The following is an 18460-nucleotide window of genomic DNA, read 5'->3' as shown; positions in this document are numbered from 1 at the left end:
AATCACCTTCCCACACGACTAAGTGCTTGGTCTTAAGTTTTCGTGTATAATTGCGCGAGGATTTCTGACACGGATGGAACCATGGCCAGGCGCTTTGTTGCCCCTCTCACTGACTCTGAGCAGCAGACGCTGTCCTCTGCCTATCATCATGGTGAGAAGCGCGCCCTTCGTCGGCGTGCTCATGCCATCCTATTGAGTGATCAAGGCCATACGATCAATCAGATCGCTGAGATACTGCAGGTTCGCCGTGATGCTGTATCACGATGGCTCAAACAGTGGGAGGCGTCAGGCCTCGACGGGCTAATCGACAAGCCGCGCAGTGGCCGCACGCCAGTCTTGGATGAGAATGACCACCAGCGATTGAAGGAACTGGTCGCCGAACAGCCTCATCAGATTCGATCTTTGCAGGCTCGCTTTCAAGAAGAGACCGGCAAGACGGTCAGCACGGTGACGCTTCGCCGGGCGCTGAAAAAAAAATGACTTCAGCTTCAAGCGCATTCGGCACTCACTCAAGGCGCGGCGTGACGAAGCGGATTTCCGCAACACTCAGGGCCTGCTCAAGGCGCTTCACCAGCGGGAAGACCAAGGTGAACATGAGCTCTATTACTTCGATGAGTCCGGCTTTTCACAATCATCGTCGGTGCCATACGCGTGGAGCCCCGTTGGCAAGCCTTGCGAGGTAACCGCCTACTCACACAGCCGGAGGCTGAACGTACTGGGATTCCTCAGTCGAACAGGGAAGCTGGTCTATCACACCGCCACCGAACCCGTGACTACTGAGACGGTCATCGACGCGTTTGACCACTTTGTAGACCAGAAAGACCCCGATACCTTCGCCGTGGTGGTGCTCGATAATGCCAGCATGCATCGTTCCAAGGCCTTCAAGCGGAAGATGATCGAGTGGATGTCGCATCGTGTTTACCTGATCTATTTATCAGCTTACTCGCCAGAGCTAAACCTGATTGAGATCTTATGGCGGCAGATGAAGTATGCATGGCTGCCACTGAGTGCGTACCTTTCGTTTGATCACCTTTGTCATGGGGTACACCGGCTGCTCGACGGCTATGGGAATGAGCACACGATTAATTTTGAATAGGCACTTGCCCTTGCTTCTGATGCAGCACTCTTCAGTGATTTCAGACGCATAGAATAAGCCAGAAATTTTTCCGCAGCTGCGCACGGCTATGAAGACTCCGCCTTTACCACCTGTACATTGAACCCCTCAGATTCTTCGGGCGGCTCAAAATAACTGGTCACCATCCTGAAGACATCCTCAGTGTCGAACTGCGCCCGATCAGGTTGTTCTTTTTGTCGCTTCTTTAGCTGTTTTAGGCACGCCTCATCATCTACCGCTACATAATATAGCTCGTGGGGTATGCCGCGCGGTGAGTATATCTCCTTAAACCAGGCCCTTTGCTTCCTCGTATTGCCGGGAAAATCCAGAACTACGGTAGTGCCCGCCAAAAGCACTTTCTCAACGTGTGATCTGATGACCGGTTTAAGACGGGACGAGTAACTGATGTAGTCATTAAAATCCTTGATCTCACCGGGAAACAGGGCAGATAGCCACTCATCCTCTGAAATAAGAACGGCTCCACGTTTTCGAGCAATTTTAGCAGATAGAGTGCTTTTTCCAGCCCCCATCTTCCCTGAGAATAAAATCAACGTTCCGAGAGAGCTCACTGCCTAATCCTCACGCACATCGTCGCATCTAGAGTCATAAAAGCACCATTCTGGGCTAGTGGAGCTTGGCCGCAAAAAGCGCAAATCATAAAAACCACTGCAAACCACAAACTTTATGCATTTAAAGCCACATGCGGCATATCATTTATCGTTCTGTCACCAAAGTCGGCTGCAGATAGTCATCGGCAACATCCAGCTTGTAAACTGCTTTCGATTGAACCAATAAGCCACGCATTTTTTCACGCGCCATCTGATGCCGTGCATCGGTAATCTTGTGGTCTTTTTCCCACTTCTCACGACTGGGCCATTGGGCGTAGCCAACCAAAATGCTGGGATTATCGGTTCTGTGCAGCCTGGAGCCCAAGCTACCGCAGTGTTGATAAATACCCTTTGTCACTTCCAACCACGCTTCACGAAACTCTGCTTCTTTGCCATCCTTGATTTCAAATTCATACACAGCGACAAACATGGCATCGCTCTCCCATAAATCTTGAATGTCGGGGCCCGCGTCATTGACCACCCCGCTGTTTTTACTCGGGTCGCTTAGCCGCCATTCTTCCATAGTAGTCAGACATGGCTCCTTTCCCGTGTTCACACATGCGGCATAGTCACAGGCAGGTACGATTTCACATGTATACCAGCTCTCCAGATTGACTTCAGTGGCACCGGACGCTGATGGGCTGGATACACGCATCCTGGACAGTCACCTCGGCAATAGAAAGGTCCGAGAGTGCGCTCCGGTTGCAGGCCGTGATCCGCGGCGCGCCGCCCACTGCCCGAGCCACACCGAGCCGAGCACGATTACGGCGCCGCCGGCTTGCAGCGGGCTCAGCCTCTGGTCCAGCAGCAGCCAGCCGAGCGCCACCGCGGTTACCGGGCTCATCATCCCGAGCATCGAGACCGCCGCCGGTTCGATGCGGGCGAGGCCACGAAACCACAGGAAATAGGTCAGGGCGGCGCCGACCAAGCCGAGATAGCCAAGGCCCACAAGATTGGTCGTTGTCAGGGCGGGCAGCGCGGGTTCGCCGAACCAGGCCAGCGGCACCAGCAGCAGGCCGCCTGCGGTCAGCTGCCAGGCGGTGAAGGTCAGTGGCGATACCGGTGGCTGCCACTTGCGGCTGAGCACGGTGCCGGTCGCCATAGATAGAGCGCCTCCGAGGCCGGCCGCCAGGCCGAGCGGGTCCAACTGGGCGGCGGGGGTGAGTACCAAGAGGGCGACCCCGCCGACACCGGCCAGTGCCGCCAAGATTGAGAACGCCATGATCGGCGTGCCCAGCAGGCCGCGTGCCAGCAGCACCACCCACAGCGCCTGCAGCGAGCCCAGGGTAGCGGCCACACCGCCCGGTAGCCGATAGGCCGCGACGAACAGCAGGGTCCAGAAGATCGCGAAGTTGAAGGCGCCGAGCAGTAGCACCCGGCTCCACCAGTCGCGCCCCGGCAGCCGGCGGACCAGCAGCAGCAACAGAAGACCGGCAGGCAGGGCACGCAGCACGGCCAGGGTGATCGGATAGCCGGCAGGCAGGAGCTCGCTGGTGACGATGTAGGTGCTGCCCCAGACGGCGGGCGCCAGGGCAGTGAGCAGCAGGTCGGTCAAGCGGTTCATGGCGATGCCTCGCATCGGCAGGGGCACCGGGCTTTAGAGGGAAGGTCAGCCCGGCACAGTGAATCAGGAGGTGAGCTCGGTGGCGACGAGCCGCAGGTTGTCGACTAGCTGCGAGCGCAGGCTGTCCAGTGGCCCATTGACAAGCCGTTGTCCCGTCTCGCGCACGATCACCGTGGGCACAACGCTGACCCGCAGCCGCCGGTCCAGTCGCTGATTGGCCTGGACGGCCTCGAAGGTCGCCGGGTCTTCCATCAGTCGCCAGAAGGCATAGGTGCCGAACCCGGCCTCCTGTGCGATGGCCCTGAGCACCCTGGGATCAGCGATGTTACGGGCCTCGCTGAGGTGCGCGGCCTGGATGGCATCGAACATCTGCCAGTGACCTGCCTGGCCGGCCAGGTATTGCGCGGCCTGGCAGGCCAGTGCCCCGGGCAAGCCATGGGGATAGTCGAAGGGAGCCGAGCGCATGCCCTCGATGTTGAAGCGTTCTGGTGCGTCGCTGGCGTCCCGGCAGGCCGCCCAGTGATCGAGGATCGTCGCCTTGGCCTGTGCCATGGAGCCGAAGACCTCCACCATGCGTGCCGGGCTGTCCTGCAGTACGAAGGTGCGATGCCGGATATCCAGCTCGAACTCCTCGGCCAGACGATGTAGCCGCGGCGACAGGTTGAAGCACCAGCCGCAGACGACATCGTGGAAGAAGTCGAGGGTGAGGGAGGGTGTAGGCAAAAGGGCCATCAGGCTTCCACCTCCTCGGTTGGCAGTGAGGCGGAGAGCGCAACGTCGCGGCCGGCGACCAGGTGCGCGGCAATCTCGGCCACGTGGCGCCCCTGGAAGCGTGCACCGGCCAGCTCCGTGTCGCTTGGCTGGCGAGAGCCGTCCCCGCCGGCCACTGTACCTGCGCCATAGGGTGAGCCGCCGACGATCTCGTCGTGCCGCATCTGGCCCGTGAAGGTGTAGGGCAGCCCGGCGATCAGCATGCCGAAATGCAGCAGGGGCACCTGGGTGGAGAGCACTGCCGCCTCATGGCCGCCGTGCTGCGAACCGGTGGAGGTGAAAACGGCGCCCACCTTGCCGACCAGGGCATTGCGTGCCCAGAGCCCCCCGGCCTGATCGATGAACTGCTTCATCTGGGCGGCCATGTTGCCGAAGCGCGTCGGCGTGCCGAGGATGATGGCGTCGTAACCGGGCAGGTCTTCGACCCTGGCCTCCGGGGTGTCGTCGGCGACTTGGCCTGCCGCTTTAAGCACCTCCGCCGGAACCGTCTCGGGTACGCGGCGGATGTCGACCTGTACGCCGGGGACGCTTCGCGCGCCCTCGGCTTCTGCCTCGGCGAGGGAGCGGATATGGCCGTAGCTTGAATAGTAGAGAACGAGAACGCGGGTCATGGTGAGCCTCTCTATTTCGGATGGGTGACGAAACAGAGCATGAGCCAGCATGGCAGCGAGAATAAGCGGGGAAAGAGAAAGACATTCTTTACTCATGGTAAAGAATGTTGGGAGTTGAGGGTGCGGCCGTCGGAGGTCAGCTACCCAGCCGTTCCTTGAGATAGTCGAGGAAGGCCAGGGTCTTGGCATCGGTGCCCAGCCGCGAGGCGGTGACGGCGTAGACCTGACGGGTCGGGATCTCGAATGCCGGGAGCACCCGTTCTAGCTGGCCGGCAGTCTCGGCCTGATCGGAGATGAAGTCCGGCAGGGCGCCGATGCCCAGGCCGGCGATCAGCATATCCTGCAGCATCAGACTGCTGCCGACCTCCAGGCGCCCGGAGCAAGGCACTGAGACCGCGCCGTCGGGACCTTGCAGCGTCCAGTGACTCGCGTCATCGGCCAGCAGATAGCTCACCGCCTCGTGGGCGGCGAGCTCTTCTGGTATCTGCGGGGTGCCGTGCGTCGCCAGGTAGGCCGGGCTGGCGAACAGCCGCTGGCGGACCGGCGCGATGCGGCGGGCGATCAGGCTCGAGTCCGGCAGGGTGGCGCGCACCCGGATCGACAGATCGAAGCCGCCCTCGACCATGTCGACCACCCGATCCTCGAGGGCCAGTGACACCTCGACCTCCGGGTAGCGCTCCATGAAGCCAGGCAGCAGCTGCGAAAGCACCATCAGGCCGAAGGACTGGGGCGCATTGATACGCAGCCGCCCCCGCACGCGGTCGCTGTGCTCGCGAACCCTGTCCTCTACTTGCTCGACCTCCTCGAGCAGTCGGCGACTCTCTGCGTAGTAGAGTCGGCCCTGCTCGGTCAGTGCCATTCGGCGGGTGGTGCGGGTGAGCAGGGCGCAGCCCAGGTGCTGCTCCAGTCGCTTGATGTCGCGGCTCAACAGCCCGGGCGACACGCCGAGATCCTCCGCCGCCCTGGCGAAGCTGCCACGTTCCACGATGCGGCAGAAGGCCCTCATGACCGCCAGTCTGTCCAAGGTATGGCTCCATGCATTTGCTCAGGGGAAGGAAGATACTTGCCAAAGAGTGCTGGCTTGGCAAGAAGATGGCTCAGGCCTGGCAGAGCCGTCCCTTTTTTCTCTTGTCATGCTCGCGGCGAGGGCGGTGATTTTTGGTAAGCGCCCAAGACGAAGGGCCGTAAAAGCTGGATAATGGCGGGTTACGCCTTCGGGCCCCACCATTCACACATCCGGTGCTTCGTTCATGGAAATCAAGGTCAACTTCCTCGAAAATCTCAGACTTGAAGCCAAGTTTGACGATTTTACCGTCATCACCGATCAGCCCATCCGCTACAAGGGCGATGGGTCGGCGCCGAGTCCGTTCGACTATTTCCTGGCGTCCTCGGCGCTCTGCGCGGCCTACTTCGTGCGCCTGTACTGCAATGCGCGCAACATCCCCACCGAGAACATCCGCCTGTCGCAGAACAACATCGTCGACCCGGAAGACCGCTATAACCAGATCTTCAAGATTCAGGTCGAGCTGCCGGAAGACCTCTCCGCCAAGGACCGCGAGGGCATCCTGCGCTCCATCGAGCGCTGCACGGTCAAGAAGGTGGTGCAGACCGGCCCCGAGTTCAAGATCGAGACGGTGGAGAACCTGGACGAGGACGCCCAGGCACTGCTGATGGCCGAGCCGTCGGAAGGGCAGAGCACCTGGATCGAGGGCAAGGACCTGCCGCTGGAGCAAACCATCGCCAACATGACGGCGATCTTCGAGGATCTCGGCATGAAGGTCGAGATCGCCTCCTGGCGCAACATCGTGCCCCACGTGTGGTCGCTGCACATCCGCGATGCCCACTCCAACATGTGCTTCACCAACGGCAAGGGCGCCACCAAGGAAAGCGCGCTGGCCTCGGCGCTGGGTGAGTTCATCGAGCGCCTGAGCTGCAACTTCTTCTACAACGATCAATTCTTCGGTGAGGAGATCGCGAACAGCGACTTCGTGCACTATCCGAACGAGAAGTGGTTCCAGCCGGGCCCGAACGACGAGCTGCCCGAGGGCATCCTCGACGAGCACTGCCTCGAGATCTACAACCCGGACGGTGAGCTGGGCGGTTCCAACCTGATCGACACCAACTCCGGCAAGACCGAGCGCGGCATCGTCTCGCTGCCCTTCGTGCGTCAGTCGGATGGTGAGACGGTCTATTTCCCCTCGAACCTGATCGAGAACCTCTTCCTCAGCAACGGCATGAGTGCCGGCAACACCCTCGCCGAAGCCAAGGTGCAGTGCCTGTCCGAGATCTTCGAGCGGGCGGTGAAGCGCGAGATCATCGAGCAGGAGATCGCGCTGCCCGACGTGCCGATGGAGGTCCTGAAGAAGTACCCGGATATCCTCGAGGGCATCGAGGCGCTGGAGGCGCAGGGCTTCCCGGTGCTGGTCAAGGATGCCTCCCTGGGCGGGCGCTTCCCGGTGGCCTGCGTCACCCTGATGAACCCCAAGACCGGCGGCGTCTTCGCCTCCTTCGGCGCGCACCCGAGCTTCGAGGTGGCGCTGGAGCGCAGCCTGACCGAGCTGATGCAGGGCCGCAGCTTCGAGGGCCTGAACGACTTCATGCCGCCGACCTTCAATTCGCTGGCCGTCACCGAGCCCAACAACTTCGTCGAGCACTTCATCGATTCCTCGGGGCTGGTCTCCTGGCGCTTCTTCAGCGCCAAGGCCGATGTCGACTTCTGCGAGTGGGACTTCTCCGGCACCAACGATGAGGAAGCCGCCTGCCTGTTCGGCATGCTCGAGGAACTGGGCAAGGAAGTGTACGTGGCTGTCTTCGAGGACCTGGGCGCGCCGGTCTGCCGTATCCTGGTACCGGGCTATTCCGAGGTCTATCCGGTCGAGGATCTGGTGTGGGACAACACCAACAAGTCGCTGCTGTTCCGCGAGGACATCCTCAACCTGCATGCGCTGGATGACGATCAACTGGCCGACCTGCTCGAACGCCTGGAAGAGACCCAGATCGATGACCACGAGGACATCATCACCCTGATCGGCATCGAGTTCGACGAGAACACCGTCTGGGGCCAGCTGACCATCCTCGAGCTGAAGCTCTTGATCAACCTGGCGCTTGGGCAGCTCGAGGAGGCCCTCGAGCGGGTCGAGATGTTCCTGCAGTTCAACGACAACAGCGTCGAGCGCGGGCTCTTCTACCAGGCGATGAACGCGGTGCTGCAGATCGCCCTGGACGACGAGCTGGAGCTCGAGGACTACTACCACAACCTGAGCCGCATGTTCGGCGAGTCCACCATGAGTGCCGTGGTCGATTCCATCAACGGCGACGAGCGCTTCCATGGTCTGACCCCGACCAGCATGCAGCTGGAAGGGCTCGAGAAGCATCAGCGCCTGATCGACAGCTACAAGAAGCTGCACGCCCATCGCGCCGCCCTGGCCGGCAAGCACTGAGCCGCTGAGAACTGGCGCCAGGCGTCAGCCGGACCTTGATGAAAAGCCCCCGTGTCGGTGATCCGGCACGGGGGCTTTGGCGTCTTGGAGCGGGTCCGAACCTGGTCATGACGTCGTGATGCCGGGGCTGCGTAAGACAGGGGCCGGGGCGAGAAGGTGACGGTTCAGCTCAGGTTGATCAGCGGGCGAGCCAGCAGCTCCGAGACCACCGCCGGCATGAATTCCCGGGGCAGGGTGATGGCATAGAAGTTCTCGTACACATTGGGTAGCCGCATGAAGCTGGTCAGCCGCCCCTGCTCCAGCTCGTCCTTGACCACGACCTCGGGCAGGACGCTCAGCGCGCCGCTGTCGCGCGCCAGCAGGCGTAGCATGGCCATATCGTCGGCCTCGGCCAGCACCTCCGGCCGATACTGGTGGAGCCCGCAATAGCCATCGAAGGCCCGGCGCACCTCGTGGTGTTCGCCCGGCAGCACCCAGCGCAGGTTGGCGTAGCCCTCGGGGAAGGGGTGGGGCGGCGCCGAGTCGGGCGGCCCGATGATGGACAGCGGCTGGCGGGCCAGCAGTTGGCTCTGCCAGGACGCCTGGGGCGAGTCGGAAGGCTGGAACTGGGTGTTGGTCAGCACCAGGTCGAACTCATGGCGGGCCAGGCCGGCGAGCAGGTCGGTCATGCCCCTGGCATGCAGGCTGAAACGTACCTTGAACTCTTCCTGGTCGAGCAGGGGAGCGACGAAGCCCTCGATGAAGTTACGCGACATGCTGGAGAGCATGCCGATGCGCAACTGCTGATACTCCGGCTCGATGCCGCGGCTGATCAGCGATTCCAGCTCCTCGCCCTTGGTGAAGATCACCTCGGCATAGTTGAACACCTGCCGCCCGGCCTCGGTCATCACCAGAGATCGGTTGCGCCGTTCGAACAGCGGCTTTCCCATCCGCTCTTCCAGCTTGCGAATCTGCGCCGACAGGGCGCTCTGGGAGAGGTGCAGCGACTCGGCGACCCGCGTCAGCTTGCCTTCGGCGGCCACGCGCCAGAAGTAGTAGAGGTGGTGATAGTTCAGGCGGCTCATATCGTTCACTTTTTGAGAACAATCAATTTATATATATATATTTTATTTCAAGTTCGAGTCTCTGGATACTGCATACCACATAGATTCCGGGAGTCACCTATGAGCTGGAGCGAGCCGCTGTTCACCCTTCTGTTGTCTTTGGTGCCCTTTGTTCTCGGGATGGGGGCCGTGACCAGTGCTCGCCAGTCGGAAAGCCAAGCCTGGCAAACGGCGCGACTGGCCACCCTGGGGGGGCTGCTGCTCGCCTTGCTGCTGGTGCTGGCGGGCGTGTCGGGGGCGATGCCGGCGGTGGTCGGGTGGTGGCAGACCACGCCCCTGCACCTGATCATGCTGCTGCTCGCCAGCTTCATCAGCTTCATCGTGGTGCGCTACAGCGCCACCTACCTGCGCGGCGAGCCCCGCCAGCAGCGCTTCGTCATGCTCGCCCAGACCGTGTTCGCCGCGGTCAGCGTGGCTGTGCTGAGCGACCATCTGGTGCTGTTCCTGGTCGCCTGGCTCATCATCGGCCTATCCATGCATCAGCTACTGATGTTCTATCCTCACCGCCCCCGGGCGGCCCTGGCCGCGCACAAGAAGTTCCTCTTCGCGCGCGGCGCCGAGCTCTGCGTGCTGGCGGCCTTCGTCCTGCTCTACCTGCATCATGACAGTGCCCGCATCAGCGTCATCACGAGCGCCTATGCGGCACCGGCTGAGCCCTTGTCGGTGAGCGAACAGGCGGCCGCCTGCCTGCTCGGCCTGGCGGCGCTGATCAAGTGCGCGCAGCTGCCCCTGCATGGCTGGCTGATCCAGGTGGTCGAGGCACCCACGCCGGTCTCTGCGGCCCTGCACGGCGGCGTGATCAACCTCGGCGGCTACCTGCTGATCCTCTTCTCGCCGTTGCTGCTGCAATCCACGCCCGCGCAGGCCCTGATCCTGGTCGTGGCGGGCATCAGCAGCGTGCTGGCGGCCCTGATCATGATGACCCGCATCAGTATCAAGGTGCGGCTGGCCTGGTCGACCAGCGCCCAGATGGGTCTGATGCTGGTCGAGATTGCCCTGGGGCTGATCGAGCTGGCGATGCTGCACCTGCTGGCGCACTCCTGCTACAAGGCCTACGCCTTCCTCAGCTCCGGCGAAGCGGTGCAGCAGAACCTGCTCCGCCACCGTGCACCGGCCCGGCGCCCGTCTCGCGTCGAGTGGATCATGGCCGGCATCATCAGTGTGGCCATGGTGGCGGGGCTCGCCGTGGTGGCGAAGTACGCCACCGATTCCACGGCCTTCGAGATGATGAGCCCCTGGGTCCTGCTGACGCTGGCGCTGACCGCCATGCTGGCGGAGCGTCGAGGCCAGCCGGGGTCGGGCTCGGGCCTGCGCTTCATCGGCCTGGCCGCGCTGGTGGTGCTCACCTACTTCGGTCTCAAGTCGCTGTTCGCTGCCCTGTTGCCGACGGTCGAGCATACGGCCTCCGTGTGGGCCGATCTCTGGGTTAGCCTGCTGTTCGTGCTGCTGTTCGCGGGCTATTGCCTGCAACGCTATGGCCTGCACCTTGGCTGGGTGCAGAAGCTGAACCTCTACTGCTACGCCGGCTTCTACCTGGATGAGTGGGTCACCAAGAACACCCTGAAATTCTGGCCGCATCGTTTGCCGGGGCGTATCAACGCCAAGCAACTTCACGCCGCTTCTCGCGAGGGGTCACAATGACGATTCATGAACATACGCCTCAGGCCCTCGATCGCCAGGCGGCGATGGCGGAGGAGTCCGTGTCCCTGACGCCGGCCCATGAGCAGGCACTGGATCGTGCCTGCGAAAGTGTGGCCCCCACTTGGCCGCTGGATCGGCTGATCGCGGTAAGCCCCTTCTGGAACATGCGCGAGCAAGCCGCGGACACCGTCTCCGCGCGGCTGTCGGCACTTGGTAATATTCAGTGCCTGATGCCACCGAGCCACTACCTCGGCCGCTGGCAGCGCGGCGAGATCACCGGCGACCACCTGACCCAGGCCGCCCAGCGGCTCGGGTACCGCGGGGGGTACAAGAACCTGCTGTCGGTGGTCGATGGTCTTGCCCGGCTGCCTCACTGGCACAACATCAGTGACCTGGTGGATGCCCGTCGCGACCGGCAGCACAAGATGGCTTGGCGTGACGAGATCACCCACCAGATCAGCCAGTTCTGTGCCGCCTACTTTCAGGAAGACGGGCCGCTCAATGCCGGGCGCCTGAACGCCCCCGCGGACAAGACCCTGTATCAGCACTGGCTGGACACGACCCTCAAGGATCGCGGCATCGCCATCCTGATGGGCGAGCCCAAGCTGAGGCGCTACTTCGAGACCCTGCCGGTCAGCGACGCCGAGCTGCTCGAGGCGGTGATCGCCGAGCTGGATGTCGATGCCCAGCGCCTCCATGGCTATGCCCAGGCGCTGTTGCTGGATATCAACGGCTGGGCCGCCTGGGTCGCCTATCAGGACTGGCAGCGAGCCCTGACGGCCTCCGCAGGCGAACGGGGCGCCTCCGACATGCGCAGCCTGCTGGCGATCCGCCTGGCCTGGGAGCTGGTGCTGTGGCGCTACCTTCACCACGAGCAGCCCGAGCAGGCCGATCAGCTGAGCACCCAGTGGCAGCGTGAGCTGGCGGAACTGCCGGGACAGGTCGAGCGTCATCGCAAGGCGCAGCGGCCGCTGTGGGTGTGGCAGGTCGCCAGCGAGCTGGCCTACCAGCAGCCCCTGAACCGGGCGCTGAGCGATTCGATTCGCACGCCGGCCCTCACGGTGCCGTCGCCTGAGATGCAGGCGGTATTCTGCATCGACGTGCGCTCCGAGCCGCTGCGCCGGGCGCTGGAGCGGCAGAGTCCGGCCATCCAGACCCTGGGGTTCGCCGGCTTCTTCGGCCTGCCGCTGGAGTATCGGCCGGCCGGCTCCGCGATGGCCCAGCCTCATCTGCCGGGCCTGCTCGCCCCGAAGGTGACCCTGACCAGCGGGGCGCCCGATGGCACCCAGCGCGCCGCCAAGCGGCTCAACTGGCAGGCGCGCCTGCAGGAATGGTCGCAGTCGGCCACCGCCACCTTCACCGCCGTGGAGACCGGCGGGCTCCTGTACGCGGGCAAGCTGTTGCTGCGCTCGCTGTCTCCCAAGGCCAGCCGTGCGTCGCTGCATCTGGAGCAGCTCACCTGGCACTGGCGGGATTCGGGCGAGGCGCTGACCCTCGATGACAAGGTGCAGCTCGCCCGCACCATTCTCGACGCCATGGGGCTCTCCGAGCATATCGCCCGCCGGGTGCTGCTGGTGGGCCATGCCAGCCACAGCAGTAATAACCCCCATGCGGCGGGGCTGGAGTGCGGCGCCTGCGGCGGGCAGTCGGGGGAAGTCTCGGTCAGGGCCCTGGCCCGACTGCTCAACGACCCGGCGGTACGCGAGCAGCTGGCCGACGGCGGGCTTGTCATCCCCGACCACAGCCGCTTCGTGCCCGCGCTTCACCACACCATCACCGACCGGATCGAACTGCCGGAAGGCGAGGGCCCGCTTAGCCCGACGGAGCGGCAATGGCTTGCCCAGGCCGCCGAGCAGGCGCGGCGTGCGCGGGCGCCCGCCCTCGGCCTGGATGGGGATCGCACGGACCTGGCCCAGGTACTCGACCGCCGCGGCGCCGACTGGTCCCAGACCCGTCCGGAGTGGGGGTTGGCCAACAATGCCAGCTTCATCGCCGCGCCGCGCCATGTCACGGCCCCAATCGATCTTGAGGGTCGCAGCTTCATGCACGATTATGACTGGCGCACGGATCCCGACTTCCAGCGGCTGGAGCTGATCATGACCGCGCCCATGGTCGTCGCGCACTGGATCAACATGCAGTACAACAGCTCGACCCTGGACAACCGCAAGCTGGGCAGCGGCAACAAGGTGCTGCACAACGTGGTCGGCGGGCATATCGGCGTGTTCGAAGGCAACGGTGGCGACCTGCGCATCGGCCTGCCGTTGCAGTCGCTGCACGACGGCGAGCACTGGCGCCATGAACCGCTGCGCCTGAGTGCCTATCTGGCCGCGCCCACCGAGGCCATCGAGGCCATCGTCGCCCGCCACGAGATGCTCTCGTCGCTGGTGGCCAACGACTGGCTGTACCTGTTCGCGCTGAACGACGACACCGGCGAGATCCTCGCCTATCGTGGCCAGCAGTGGGTCGCGCCCTGAAGCCGAGACTCGCCATAGACAGTGATCGTTGCCGATGCGACGAAGCATGGCCCATCAAGGGGCTATGACAAGCCGCATGTAGAGTGGGCGGCCTGCAGTCGCCGATTCGTGGTGTTAAATTGGCCCTGATCTGGTTTGTAGAAAGGAGGGCCGAATGGCATTTAATGAGCTAGACCGCAAACGAGTAGAAAAGGCGGCCCAGGCATTTATCGATCAGCACCGCCCGCCGGCGCACCTCCGCGCCGAAGTGGATCTTGGCTTTCGTATTTCGGGGCAAAGCCTCGAGATCTTCGAGATTCGGCCGAAGTGGGGAGCTGCGGGCGAAATGATGGAAACGCCGATCGCCAAGGCGACTCATGTCAAAAGCCAGAAGATCTGGAAGGTGTATTGGCATCGGGCAGATATGAAATGGCATGCCTATCCGCCGCAACCGGAGGTGAGTTCTGTCCAGGAATATCTGGAGCTGGTGGCTAAGGATGAAAATGCCTGCTTCTTCGGGTGACTGCTTCATGACCGGATCGCAGGCCAATGCGAGAGGGTGACGATGAACAAGGTGTGCATCGTAGGGGCTTCCGGGAAGCTAGGGCAGTACATGGTGCAGCAGGCGCTCGACCGGGGCTACGAGGTGGTCGGGGTCTGTCGCGAGAAGAGCGTGGGCAAGCTCGAGGCCTTTAAGGGGCGCATGACGATCGTGCCCGGCGCGACGAATGACCCGGAAGTGATCAAGAAGGCGGTCGCCGGGTGCGATGGCGTGTTGACGGTACTGGTCCCTGGGGCGTTAAGCAGTACGGGACGGGAACCGCGCAGGCCGTGCTCGACCATGCGAAGCCGGGAGCACGCCTCGTCTATTCCTGTGGTTGGCACATCTCCCGCGATGGCCAGGACGTCTATTCCTGGAAGCTCAGGACCTTCGTGGCGGTCTTTGGTTGGCTGGCGCGCCTGATCCGCTTCGCGGACCTGGATGATCAGGTGGAAGCCTGCCGGCGCGTGTTCGAGAGCGACACGCGCTGGACCGTGGTGCGCGCCAGCGATCTGGAGGAGGGCGACAGCCAGGGACTACCGGTATGGCGACGGCATGTGGGCGATCCTGCCCTCGCCAGCAACCTCACGCGCCGAGTGGACTTCGCCCGTTTCATGGTGGCAGCGCTCGAAGATGAAGCACTGGTTCAGAAGGCCCCGGCCATCGTCGGCTGTCAGACGCCGTCGGCGCTCGCGGCAGGAGCGCAACACTAGCTCACCAGCCGCGATCAGGATGAATTAGGGTGGTAAGAAAAGCCCCGAGCCAGATCACTGGCTCGGGGCTTTTGGTTGGGTAGCACTCACTTCGTCGGCAGGCCCTTGCTCTCGTTGGTGCAGGTGAGTCGCTCGGTGGCGAGGAGATTCAGGCGTCACGTTGAGCTACTTCCGCGACCTACCGCTGTTTTGCATCCGTCATGACTAATGAATACGCTTGATGGCCAGATCGCTGAGACGAGCAGTACACCATAGCTGGACGCAGGGACTACCGCATGGGTGGCAGGACGCCATCGTCACATGCCCAGGTAGGGGCGGTAGCGTGCTCGGCTTCATTATTGCTTCTCAACCTCTTGTGAAGAGTTACTACCGCCATGAAGCAGCACTACCTGTTTTTCACCTTGATGTCCGTGCTTCTCTCCGGTTGCACCAATGTGGCCAGTGGTATCACCAGAAGCATTGAACAAGCACCTCATTCGCACTTGGAGGATGATGCCCTGTTCTCCAGCGCTAGCGAATTCTTTTCCAAAGCGGGTTATCAATGCAGGGTCGACGAGCAATATCCCGTTCTTCGCTGTACCAAAGAGCTCCGTGATATTTATATCCATCAAACCACCGTCGTAGTGGAGATTTTTCCGGGCGATGAAAAGGAAGCGGGGTATATTCTGGTGGCGGAGCGTTGGGACGAAGGGCTGATTCCAGGTGATTTTGTTTCTGGAAATTTCAGTAATGAAGATGTCGAGAACTTTTGTGGTTACCTCCGGGAAGAAGGGCTGGCGGTGTGTCGCACTAGGTGATGAGGGCGTGCGTAAGGATGAAGTATGTACTTTACGAGCCTGGCTAAGATTCGTCTCGGCAGTCGGAGTTTTTTCGTGTTGCTCATTGTGAATGTATCTCGCCAGGCTCGCCGCCGGATCGTCTAGGTGTGTACGCCGGCACGTTCACGTCATGATCGTTAACGCAGTTTTATCACTGTCAGGAAAGTTGGAATGAAACCTGAGCTTCGGCAAGCGAAAGATAAGGAATTTGTTGAAAGTCTGACTCGTCAGAATATGGAGCCGTACTATCAACAGATCGGGATTCATTGGGATCAGGCGTTGTTTGATAAGAACTGGGAAGAGCTCGAGAGTTACGAGATCATCTTAGATGATGATGCGGTGGGTGTCTTGCGGTTGAGTCACGACAATACGGCTTATTACATTCGTGACCTGCAGGTACAGCCAGGTTGGCAGAATAGGGGAGTAGGTTCGCAGGCTGTTAGTTTTGCTAACGGCATTGCCCGGGAAGCAGGGGTTCGACTGCTTCGCCTTTGCGTGTTTAGCATGAATCCTGCTGTGGCGCTTTACGAGCGGCTTGGATTTAGAATTTGTAAGACCGAAGGTGCAGTTCACTATATGGAGCTGGAGCTTTCATGATGATCGGCTGCTGCCGACCTAGGTTTTCGCTTCCACATTCTCTACAGCGGAGCGTTGTAGTCCAGAGTTGATTGGTTCTGCGTGGCCGCCGCCACATAGCGTTCTACCGCGAGGTGTTCCAGGAAAGCCTTCACTTCAGGGGCGCCCATGCTAGCGGGGTGACGCACGCCATGGAAACGAATGAAGTAGCGTATCCAGTAGCAGTAGGTCTTCTCGGTGCGAGGGCTGTAGCGTTTTACCCGCATGGTGGCCTTCACACGATCCATCAGCTTGGGTGGTCTGCTCTGCGCGCCCATACGTTGTTGCCCGAATATATGGATGTTCATACAGTATTATTGGATCTGGCAAAATGCGCAAGCGCGCGAATTCTGCATAGGTAGCCGAGCGATGCGTAGGAATGTTTTTTATCAATGGGTTAGGTAGAAAATGGCGCGCTCGTTTATTGACTTAAACGTGCCAGCGCGTTTAAGTCAATAAACGAGCACGCAGTCTAATCACTGTTAGTTGTCATGAGGAATACTATGCTAGATTTAAAAAACGTACGAATTGACAATTGCGGCACTGGAATAAGTGCTCCTAAAGGCGCACACATTAAAGCTGATGGTCTTGAAATAACAAATACCAAAAAAGCTATTGAGTTAAGAGACCCTCCAAGTTTAATGAAAAGTCTGGGGTTGCCAGATGATACTCCTTCTGAATATTTAATTGATGCTATTAAGATTCTTGAGGGTAATAAAGAATTACCAAAAGAAGATCGTATTAATAGTTTGAAGAGCTCATCTCTGGTGCAATGGCTAGGCACGACAGCCGATTTAACAACTATTGGTTGCGTTCTTCTTTCCGCACAAACACAAGGTCTAATATCAGCAACTTTAGAACGAGTATTTGGTTAAGAAGCAACTAACAAGTTGCTTAAACGGAATAAAAACAGTTGGTTATCGCTACGCGATTTTAACCAACCATTTTTATCCGCTTAGCAAGGCGTTAGGCTCTGTACTGTAAATTTAAGAGGTCGAGATGGAAGAAGATCAGGATAAAACGAACATCCGCAAGGGTATTGATTATGACCTTGACGGTATTGATCCCCGCTATGTTGAGTCCTTCGCAAAAATTTATCGCATCGTTGGGCTAGTCGTGACCCTTGCCTTCGTGATTTGGGGCATAAGTTATGATTGGAGTTATAGCGATACCCCGTTTAGAAGTCTGGCTGACACATTTGGTGCAAGCTATCGAAATGAGGGATTTTACTCTTTTCTTATTGCAATCGTTTTTTTCGTAACTGGCTACTATTTTAGATTTACTATTGGAGCAGCATTCGCAGCTACAATATTCAAAATCTGGGATTTTTTAAAATCAATTTTCAGAAAGATATAAGGCCTAACAATCACAGTCACGGCGACGGCTACTACATTGCGGCTTCGCCTCCATTCCGCAGCCGCGCGTGCTGTAGGCGTTAATTCCCCTCCGAGGATACATAGCTCGAACAATCAAAGCCCCCGAGCCAGCAAACAGGCTCGGGGGCTTTTTCGTTTTCAGCGGTGGGGTGACTTAATTCGTCTTGTGATCACTGGGCGGCGAGCGCGACGCCCACCTTGGAGCGGTTGGGCCGCCCGATGGCCTGGGTGATCCAGCTGCCGGTTTTCGCCAACGCATCAAGATTGATGCCGCTCTCGATGCCGAGGCCGTTGAGCAGGTAGATCACGTCCTCGCTTGCCACGTTACCGGAGGCGCCCTTGGCATAGGGGCAGCCGCCGAGGCCGGCCACGGAACTGTCGATCACAGCGATGCCTTCCTCGAGCACGGCATAGAGGTTGGCGAGCGCCTGGCCGTAGGTGTCGTGGAAGTGGGCGCCGAGCTTCGCCATGGGGATGTCGCGGGCCACGGCCTCGAGCATGCGCTTGGCCTTGAGCGGGGTGCCGGTGCCGATGGTGTCGCCAAGCGACACCTCGTAGCAGCCCATCTCATAAAGCGCCTTTGCCACCTCGGCCACCTTGGCGGGGGCGATCTCGCCCTCGTAGGGGCAGCCGAGTACGCAGGACACATAGCCGCGCACGCGCACGTTCGCCGTTTTCGCGCGCGCCAGCACCGGGGCGAAACGCTCGAGCGACTCACTCACCGAACAGTTGATGTTCTTCTGCGAGAAGGACTCGCTGGCGGCGCCGAACACCGCGACCTCGTCCACGCCGCACTCGAGCGCGGCCTCCAGCCCCTTGAGGTTGGGGGTCAGCGCCGAGTAGACGACGCCCTCGCGGCGCCTGAGCCCGGCCATCACCTCGCGGTGATCGGCCATCTGCGGCACCCACTTGGGCGAGACGAAACTGGCCGCCTCGATATGGCGAAGGCCGGCGGCGCCGAGCCGGTCGATCAGCTCAAGCTTGGTGGCGGTGCTGACCGGCTCGGGCTCGTTTTGCAGGCCGTCGCGGGCGCCGACCTCGACCAGGCGCACGGATTGGGGGAATGCCATCTGGTGTCTCCTGTTCTCGGGC

General features: G+C 60.8%; 19 protein-coding genes. 10 read left to right on the top strand and 9 right to left on the bottom strand.

Features of this window, described 5'->3' with window-relative positions; genetic code table 11:
- Nucleotides 1-81 precede the first annotated feature (81 nt).
- A protein-coding gene (locus IEJ03_RS09380; protein ID WP_192034613.1) for an IS630 family transposase occupies nt 82-1096 on the top strand; the annotation gives its coding sequence in 2 pieces (ribosomal slippage) (nt 82-468 and nt 470-1096; 1014 coding nt in all).
- Between the two features lie 86 nt (nt 1097-1182).
- On the opposite strand, the gene IEJ03_RS09375 is transcribed toward IEJ03_RS09380, so the two are convergent.
- The 6 genes from IEJ03_RS09375 to IEJ03_RS09350 form a co-directional block, all read right to left on the bottom strand.
- Complete coding sequence (locus IEJ03_RS09375) at nt 1183-1683, bottom strand: ATP-binding protein (RefSeq protein ID WP_192034612.1); 501 nt, start codon at nt 1681-1683, stop codon at nt 1183-1185.
- A gap of 145 nt (nt 1684-1828) precedes the next feature.
- Nucleotides 1829-2377 carry an antibiotic biosynthesis monooxygenase gene (locus IEJ03_RS15915; RefSeq protein ID WP_242457924.1) on the bottom strand — a complete coding sequence of 183 codons (549 nt, stop codon included), beginning with the start codon at nt 2375-2377 and terminating at the stop codon, nt 1829-1831.
- A 9-nt stretch (nt 2378-2386) separates the two neighbouring features.
- Nucleotides 2387-3286, bottom strand: coding sequence for an EamA family transporter (locus tag IEJ03_RS09365; RefSeq protein WP_192034611.1), 900 nt, complete (start codon nt 3284-3286; stop codon nt 2387-2389).
- A 63-nt stretch (nt 3287-3349) separates the two neighbouring features.
- Nucleotides 3350-4018, bottom strand: coding sequence for a DsbA family protein (locus IEJ03_RS09360; RefSeq protein WP_192034610.1), 669 nt, complete (start codon nt 4016-4018; stop codon nt 3350-3352).
- Nucleotides 4018-4668: an NAD(P)H:quinone oxidoreductase gene (gene wrbA / locus IEJ03_RS09355; protein WP_192034609.1), complete on the bottom strand. Its 651-nt coding sequence runs from the start codon at nt 4666-4668 to the stop codon at nt 4018-4020. The genes IEJ03_RS09360 and wrbA overlap by 1 nt, the downstream gene beginning before the upstream one ends.
- Before the next feature lie 136 nt (nt 4669-4804).
- Nucleotides 4805-5692, bottom strand: coding sequence for a LysR family transcriptional regulator (locus tag IEJ03_RS09350; protein WP_242457923.1), 888 nt, complete (start codon nt 5690-5692; stop codon nt 4805-4807).
- Nucleotides 5693-5918: 226 nt separating this feature from the next.
- Here IEJ03_RS09350 and IEJ03_RS09345 point away from each other — a divergent pair, with 226 nt between their 5' ends.
- Nucleotides 5919-8108 carry an OsmC domain/YcaO domain-containing protein gene (locus IEJ03_RS09345; RefSeq protein ID WP_192034608.1) on the top strand — a complete coding sequence of 730 codons (2190 nt, stop codon included), beginning with the start codon at nt 5919-5921 and terminating at the stop codon, nt 8106-8108.
- A 164-nt stretch (nt 8109-8272) separates the two neighbouring features.
- Here the strand turns inward: IEJ03_RS09345 and IEJ03_RS09340 are convergent, their stop codons facing one another.
- Nucleotides 8273-9172 carry a LysR family transcriptional regulator gene (locus IEJ03_RS09340; protein WP_192034607.1) on the bottom strand — a complete coding sequence of 300 codons (900 nt, stop codon included), beginning with the start codon at nt 9170-9172 and terminating at the stop codon, nt 8273-8275.
- 99 nt (nt 9173-9271) lie between these two features.
- Here IEJ03_RS09340 and IEJ03_RS09335 point away from each other — a divergent pair, with 99 nt between their 5' ends.
- The 6 genes from IEJ03_RS09335 (at nt 9272) to IEJ03_RS09310 (ending at nt 15974) form a co-directional block, all read left to right on the top strand.
- Nucleotides 9272-10852 (top strand): NADH-quinone oxidoreductase subunit L, encoded by a 1581-nt coding sequence (locus IEJ03_RS09335; protein WP_192034606.1) that lies wholly within the window; start codon nt 9272-9274, stop codon nt 10850-10852.
- Nucleotides 10849-13326 (top strand): DUF2309 domain-containing protein, encoded by a 2478-nt coding sequence (locus tag IEJ03_RS09330; RefSeq protein WP_242457922.1) that lies wholly within the window; start codon nt 10849-10851, stop codon nt 13324-13326. The genes IEJ03_RS09335 and IEJ03_RS09330 overlap by 4 nt, the downstream gene beginning before the upstream one ends.
- Before the next feature lie 154 nt (nt 13327-13480).
- The gene (locus tag IEJ03_RS09325) at nt 13481-13828 is read left to right on the top strand and encodes a DUF3024 domain-containing protein (RefSeq protein ID WP_192034605.1); all 348 of its coding nucleotides are present in this window, start codon (nt 13481-13483) and stop codon (nt 13826-13828) included.
- A gap of 308 nt (nt 13829-14136) precedes the next feature.
- Complete coding sequence (locus IEJ03_RS15810) at nt 14137-14559, top strand: hypothetical protein (RefSeq protein ID WP_242457921.1); 423 nt, start codon at nt 14137-14139, stop codon at nt 14557-14559.
- Between the two features lie 374 nt (nt 14560-14933).
- A complete protein-coding gene (locus tag IEJ03_RS09315) occupies nt 14934-15356 on the top strand; it encodes a hypothetical protein (RefSeq protein ID WP_192034604.1) in 423 nt (140 codons plus the stop codon).
- A gap of 192 nt (nt 15357-15548) precedes the next feature.
- Nucleotides 15549-15974, top strand: coding sequence for a GNAT family N-acetyltransferase (locus IEJ03_RS09310; RefSeq protein ID WP_192034603.1), 426 nt, complete (start codon nt 15549-15551; stop codon nt 15972-15974).
- Nucleotides 15975-16015: 41 nt separating this feature from the next.
- Here IEJ03_RS09310 and IEJ03_RS09305 read toward each other — a convergent pair whose 3' ends face one another.
- Nucleotides 16016-16240 (bottom strand): phage integrase N-terminal SAM-like domain-containing protein, encoded by a 225-nt coding sequence (locus IEJ03_RS09305; protein WP_242457920.1) that lies wholly within the window; start codon nt 16238-16240, stop codon nt 16016-16018.
- Nucleotides 16241-16495: 255 nt separating this feature from the next.
- On the opposite strand from IEJ03_RS09305, the gene IEJ03_RS09300 reads away from it, so the two are divergent.
- Nucleotides 16496-16867, top strand: coding sequence for a hypothetical protein (locus IEJ03_RS09300; protein WP_192034602.1), 372 nt, complete (start codon nt 16496-16498; stop codon nt 16865-16867).
- Between the two features lie 124 nt (nt 16868-16991).
- Nucleotides 16992-17348 (top strand): hypothetical protein, encoded by a 357-nt coding sequence (locus IEJ03_RS09295; protein ID WP_192034601.1) that lies wholly within the window; start codon nt 16992-16994, stop codon nt 17346-17348.
- A 190-nt stretch (nt 17349-17538) separates the two neighbouring features.
- Here the strand turns inward: IEJ03_RS09295 and IEJ03_RS09290 are convergent, their stop codons facing one another.
- Nucleotides 17539-18438, bottom strand: a complete 900-nt coding sequence (locus IEJ03_RS09290) for a hydroxymethylglutaryl-CoA lyase (RefSeq protein ID WP_192034600.1) — start codon at nt 18436-18438, stop codon at nt 17539-17541.
- Between the last annotated feature and the right edge of the window lie 22 nt (nt 18439-18460).

This window comes from Halomonas sp. YLGW01, assembly GCF_014840935.1.
GTDB lineage: Bacteria > Pseudomonadota > Gammaproteobacteria > Pseudomonadales > Halomonadaceae > Onishia.
The sequence above is the reverse complement of the archived record's forward strand: the minus strand, read 5'-3'. Positions and strand labels throughout refer to the sequence as shown.

Bases quoted from the DNA above. Each gene is read 5' to 3' on its own strand.
- IEJ03_RS15915 (WP_242457924.1), bottom strand. From the start codon at position 2,377: ATGCGTGTATCCAGCCCATCAGCGTCCGGTGCCACTGAAGTCAATCTG.
- IEJ03_RS09365 (WP_192034611.1), bottom strand. From the start codon at position 3,286: ATGAACCGCTTGACCGACCTGCTGCTCACTGCCCTGGCGCCCGCCGTC.
- IEJ03_RS09360 (WP_192034610.1), bottom strand. From the start codon at position 4,018: ATGGCCCTTTTGCCTACACCCTCCCTCACCCTCGACTTCTTCCACGAT.
- wrbA (WP_192034609.1), bottom strand. From the start codon at position 4,668: ATGACCCGCGTTCTCGTTCTCTACTATTCAAGCTACGGCCATATCCGC.
- IEJ03_RS09345 (WP_192034608.1), top strand. From the start codon at position 5,919: ATGGAAATCAAGGTCAACTTCCTCGAAAATCTCAGACTTGAAGCCAAG.
- IEJ03_RS09340 (WP_192034607.1), bottom strand. From the start codon at position 9,172: ATGAGCCGCCTGAACTATCACCACCTCTACTACTTCTGGCGCGTGGCC.
- IEJ03_RS09335 (WP_192034606.1), top strand. From the start codon at position 9,272: ATGAGCTGGAGCGAGCCGCTGTTCACCCTTCTGTTGTCTTTGGTGCCC.
- IEJ03_RS09330 (WP_242457922.1), top strand. From the start codon at position 10,849: ATGACGATTCATGAACATACGCCTCAGGCCCTCGATCGCCAGGCGGCG.
- IEJ03_RS09325 (WP_192034605.1), top strand. From the start codon at position 13,481: ATGGCATTTAATGAGCTAGACCGCAAACGAGTAGAAAAGGCGGCCCAG.
- IEJ03_RS09315 (WP_192034604.1), top strand. From the start codon at position 14,934: ATGAAGCAGCACTACCTGTTTTTCACCTTGATGTCCGTGCTTCTCTCC.
- IEJ03_RS09310 (WP_192034603.1), top strand. From the start codon at position 15,549: ATGAAACCTGAGCTTCGGCAAGCGAAAGATAAGGAATTTGTTGAAAGT.
- IEJ03_RS09305 (WP_242457920.1), bottom strand. From the start codon at position 16,240: ATGGATCGTGTGAAGGCCACCATGCGGGTAAAACGCTACAGCCCTCGC.
- IEJ03_RS09300 (WP_192034602.1), top strand. From the start codon at position 16,496: ATGCTAGATTTAAAAAACGTACGAATTGACAATTGCGGCACTGGAATA.
- IEJ03_RS09295 (WP_192034601.1), top strand. From the start codon at position 16,992: ATGGAAGAAGATCAGGATAAAACGAACATCCGCAAGGGTATTGATTAT.
- IEJ03_RS09290 (WP_192034600.1), bottom strand. From the start codon at position 18,438: ATGGCATTCCCCCAATCCGTGCGCCTGGTCGAGGTCGGCGCCCGCGAC.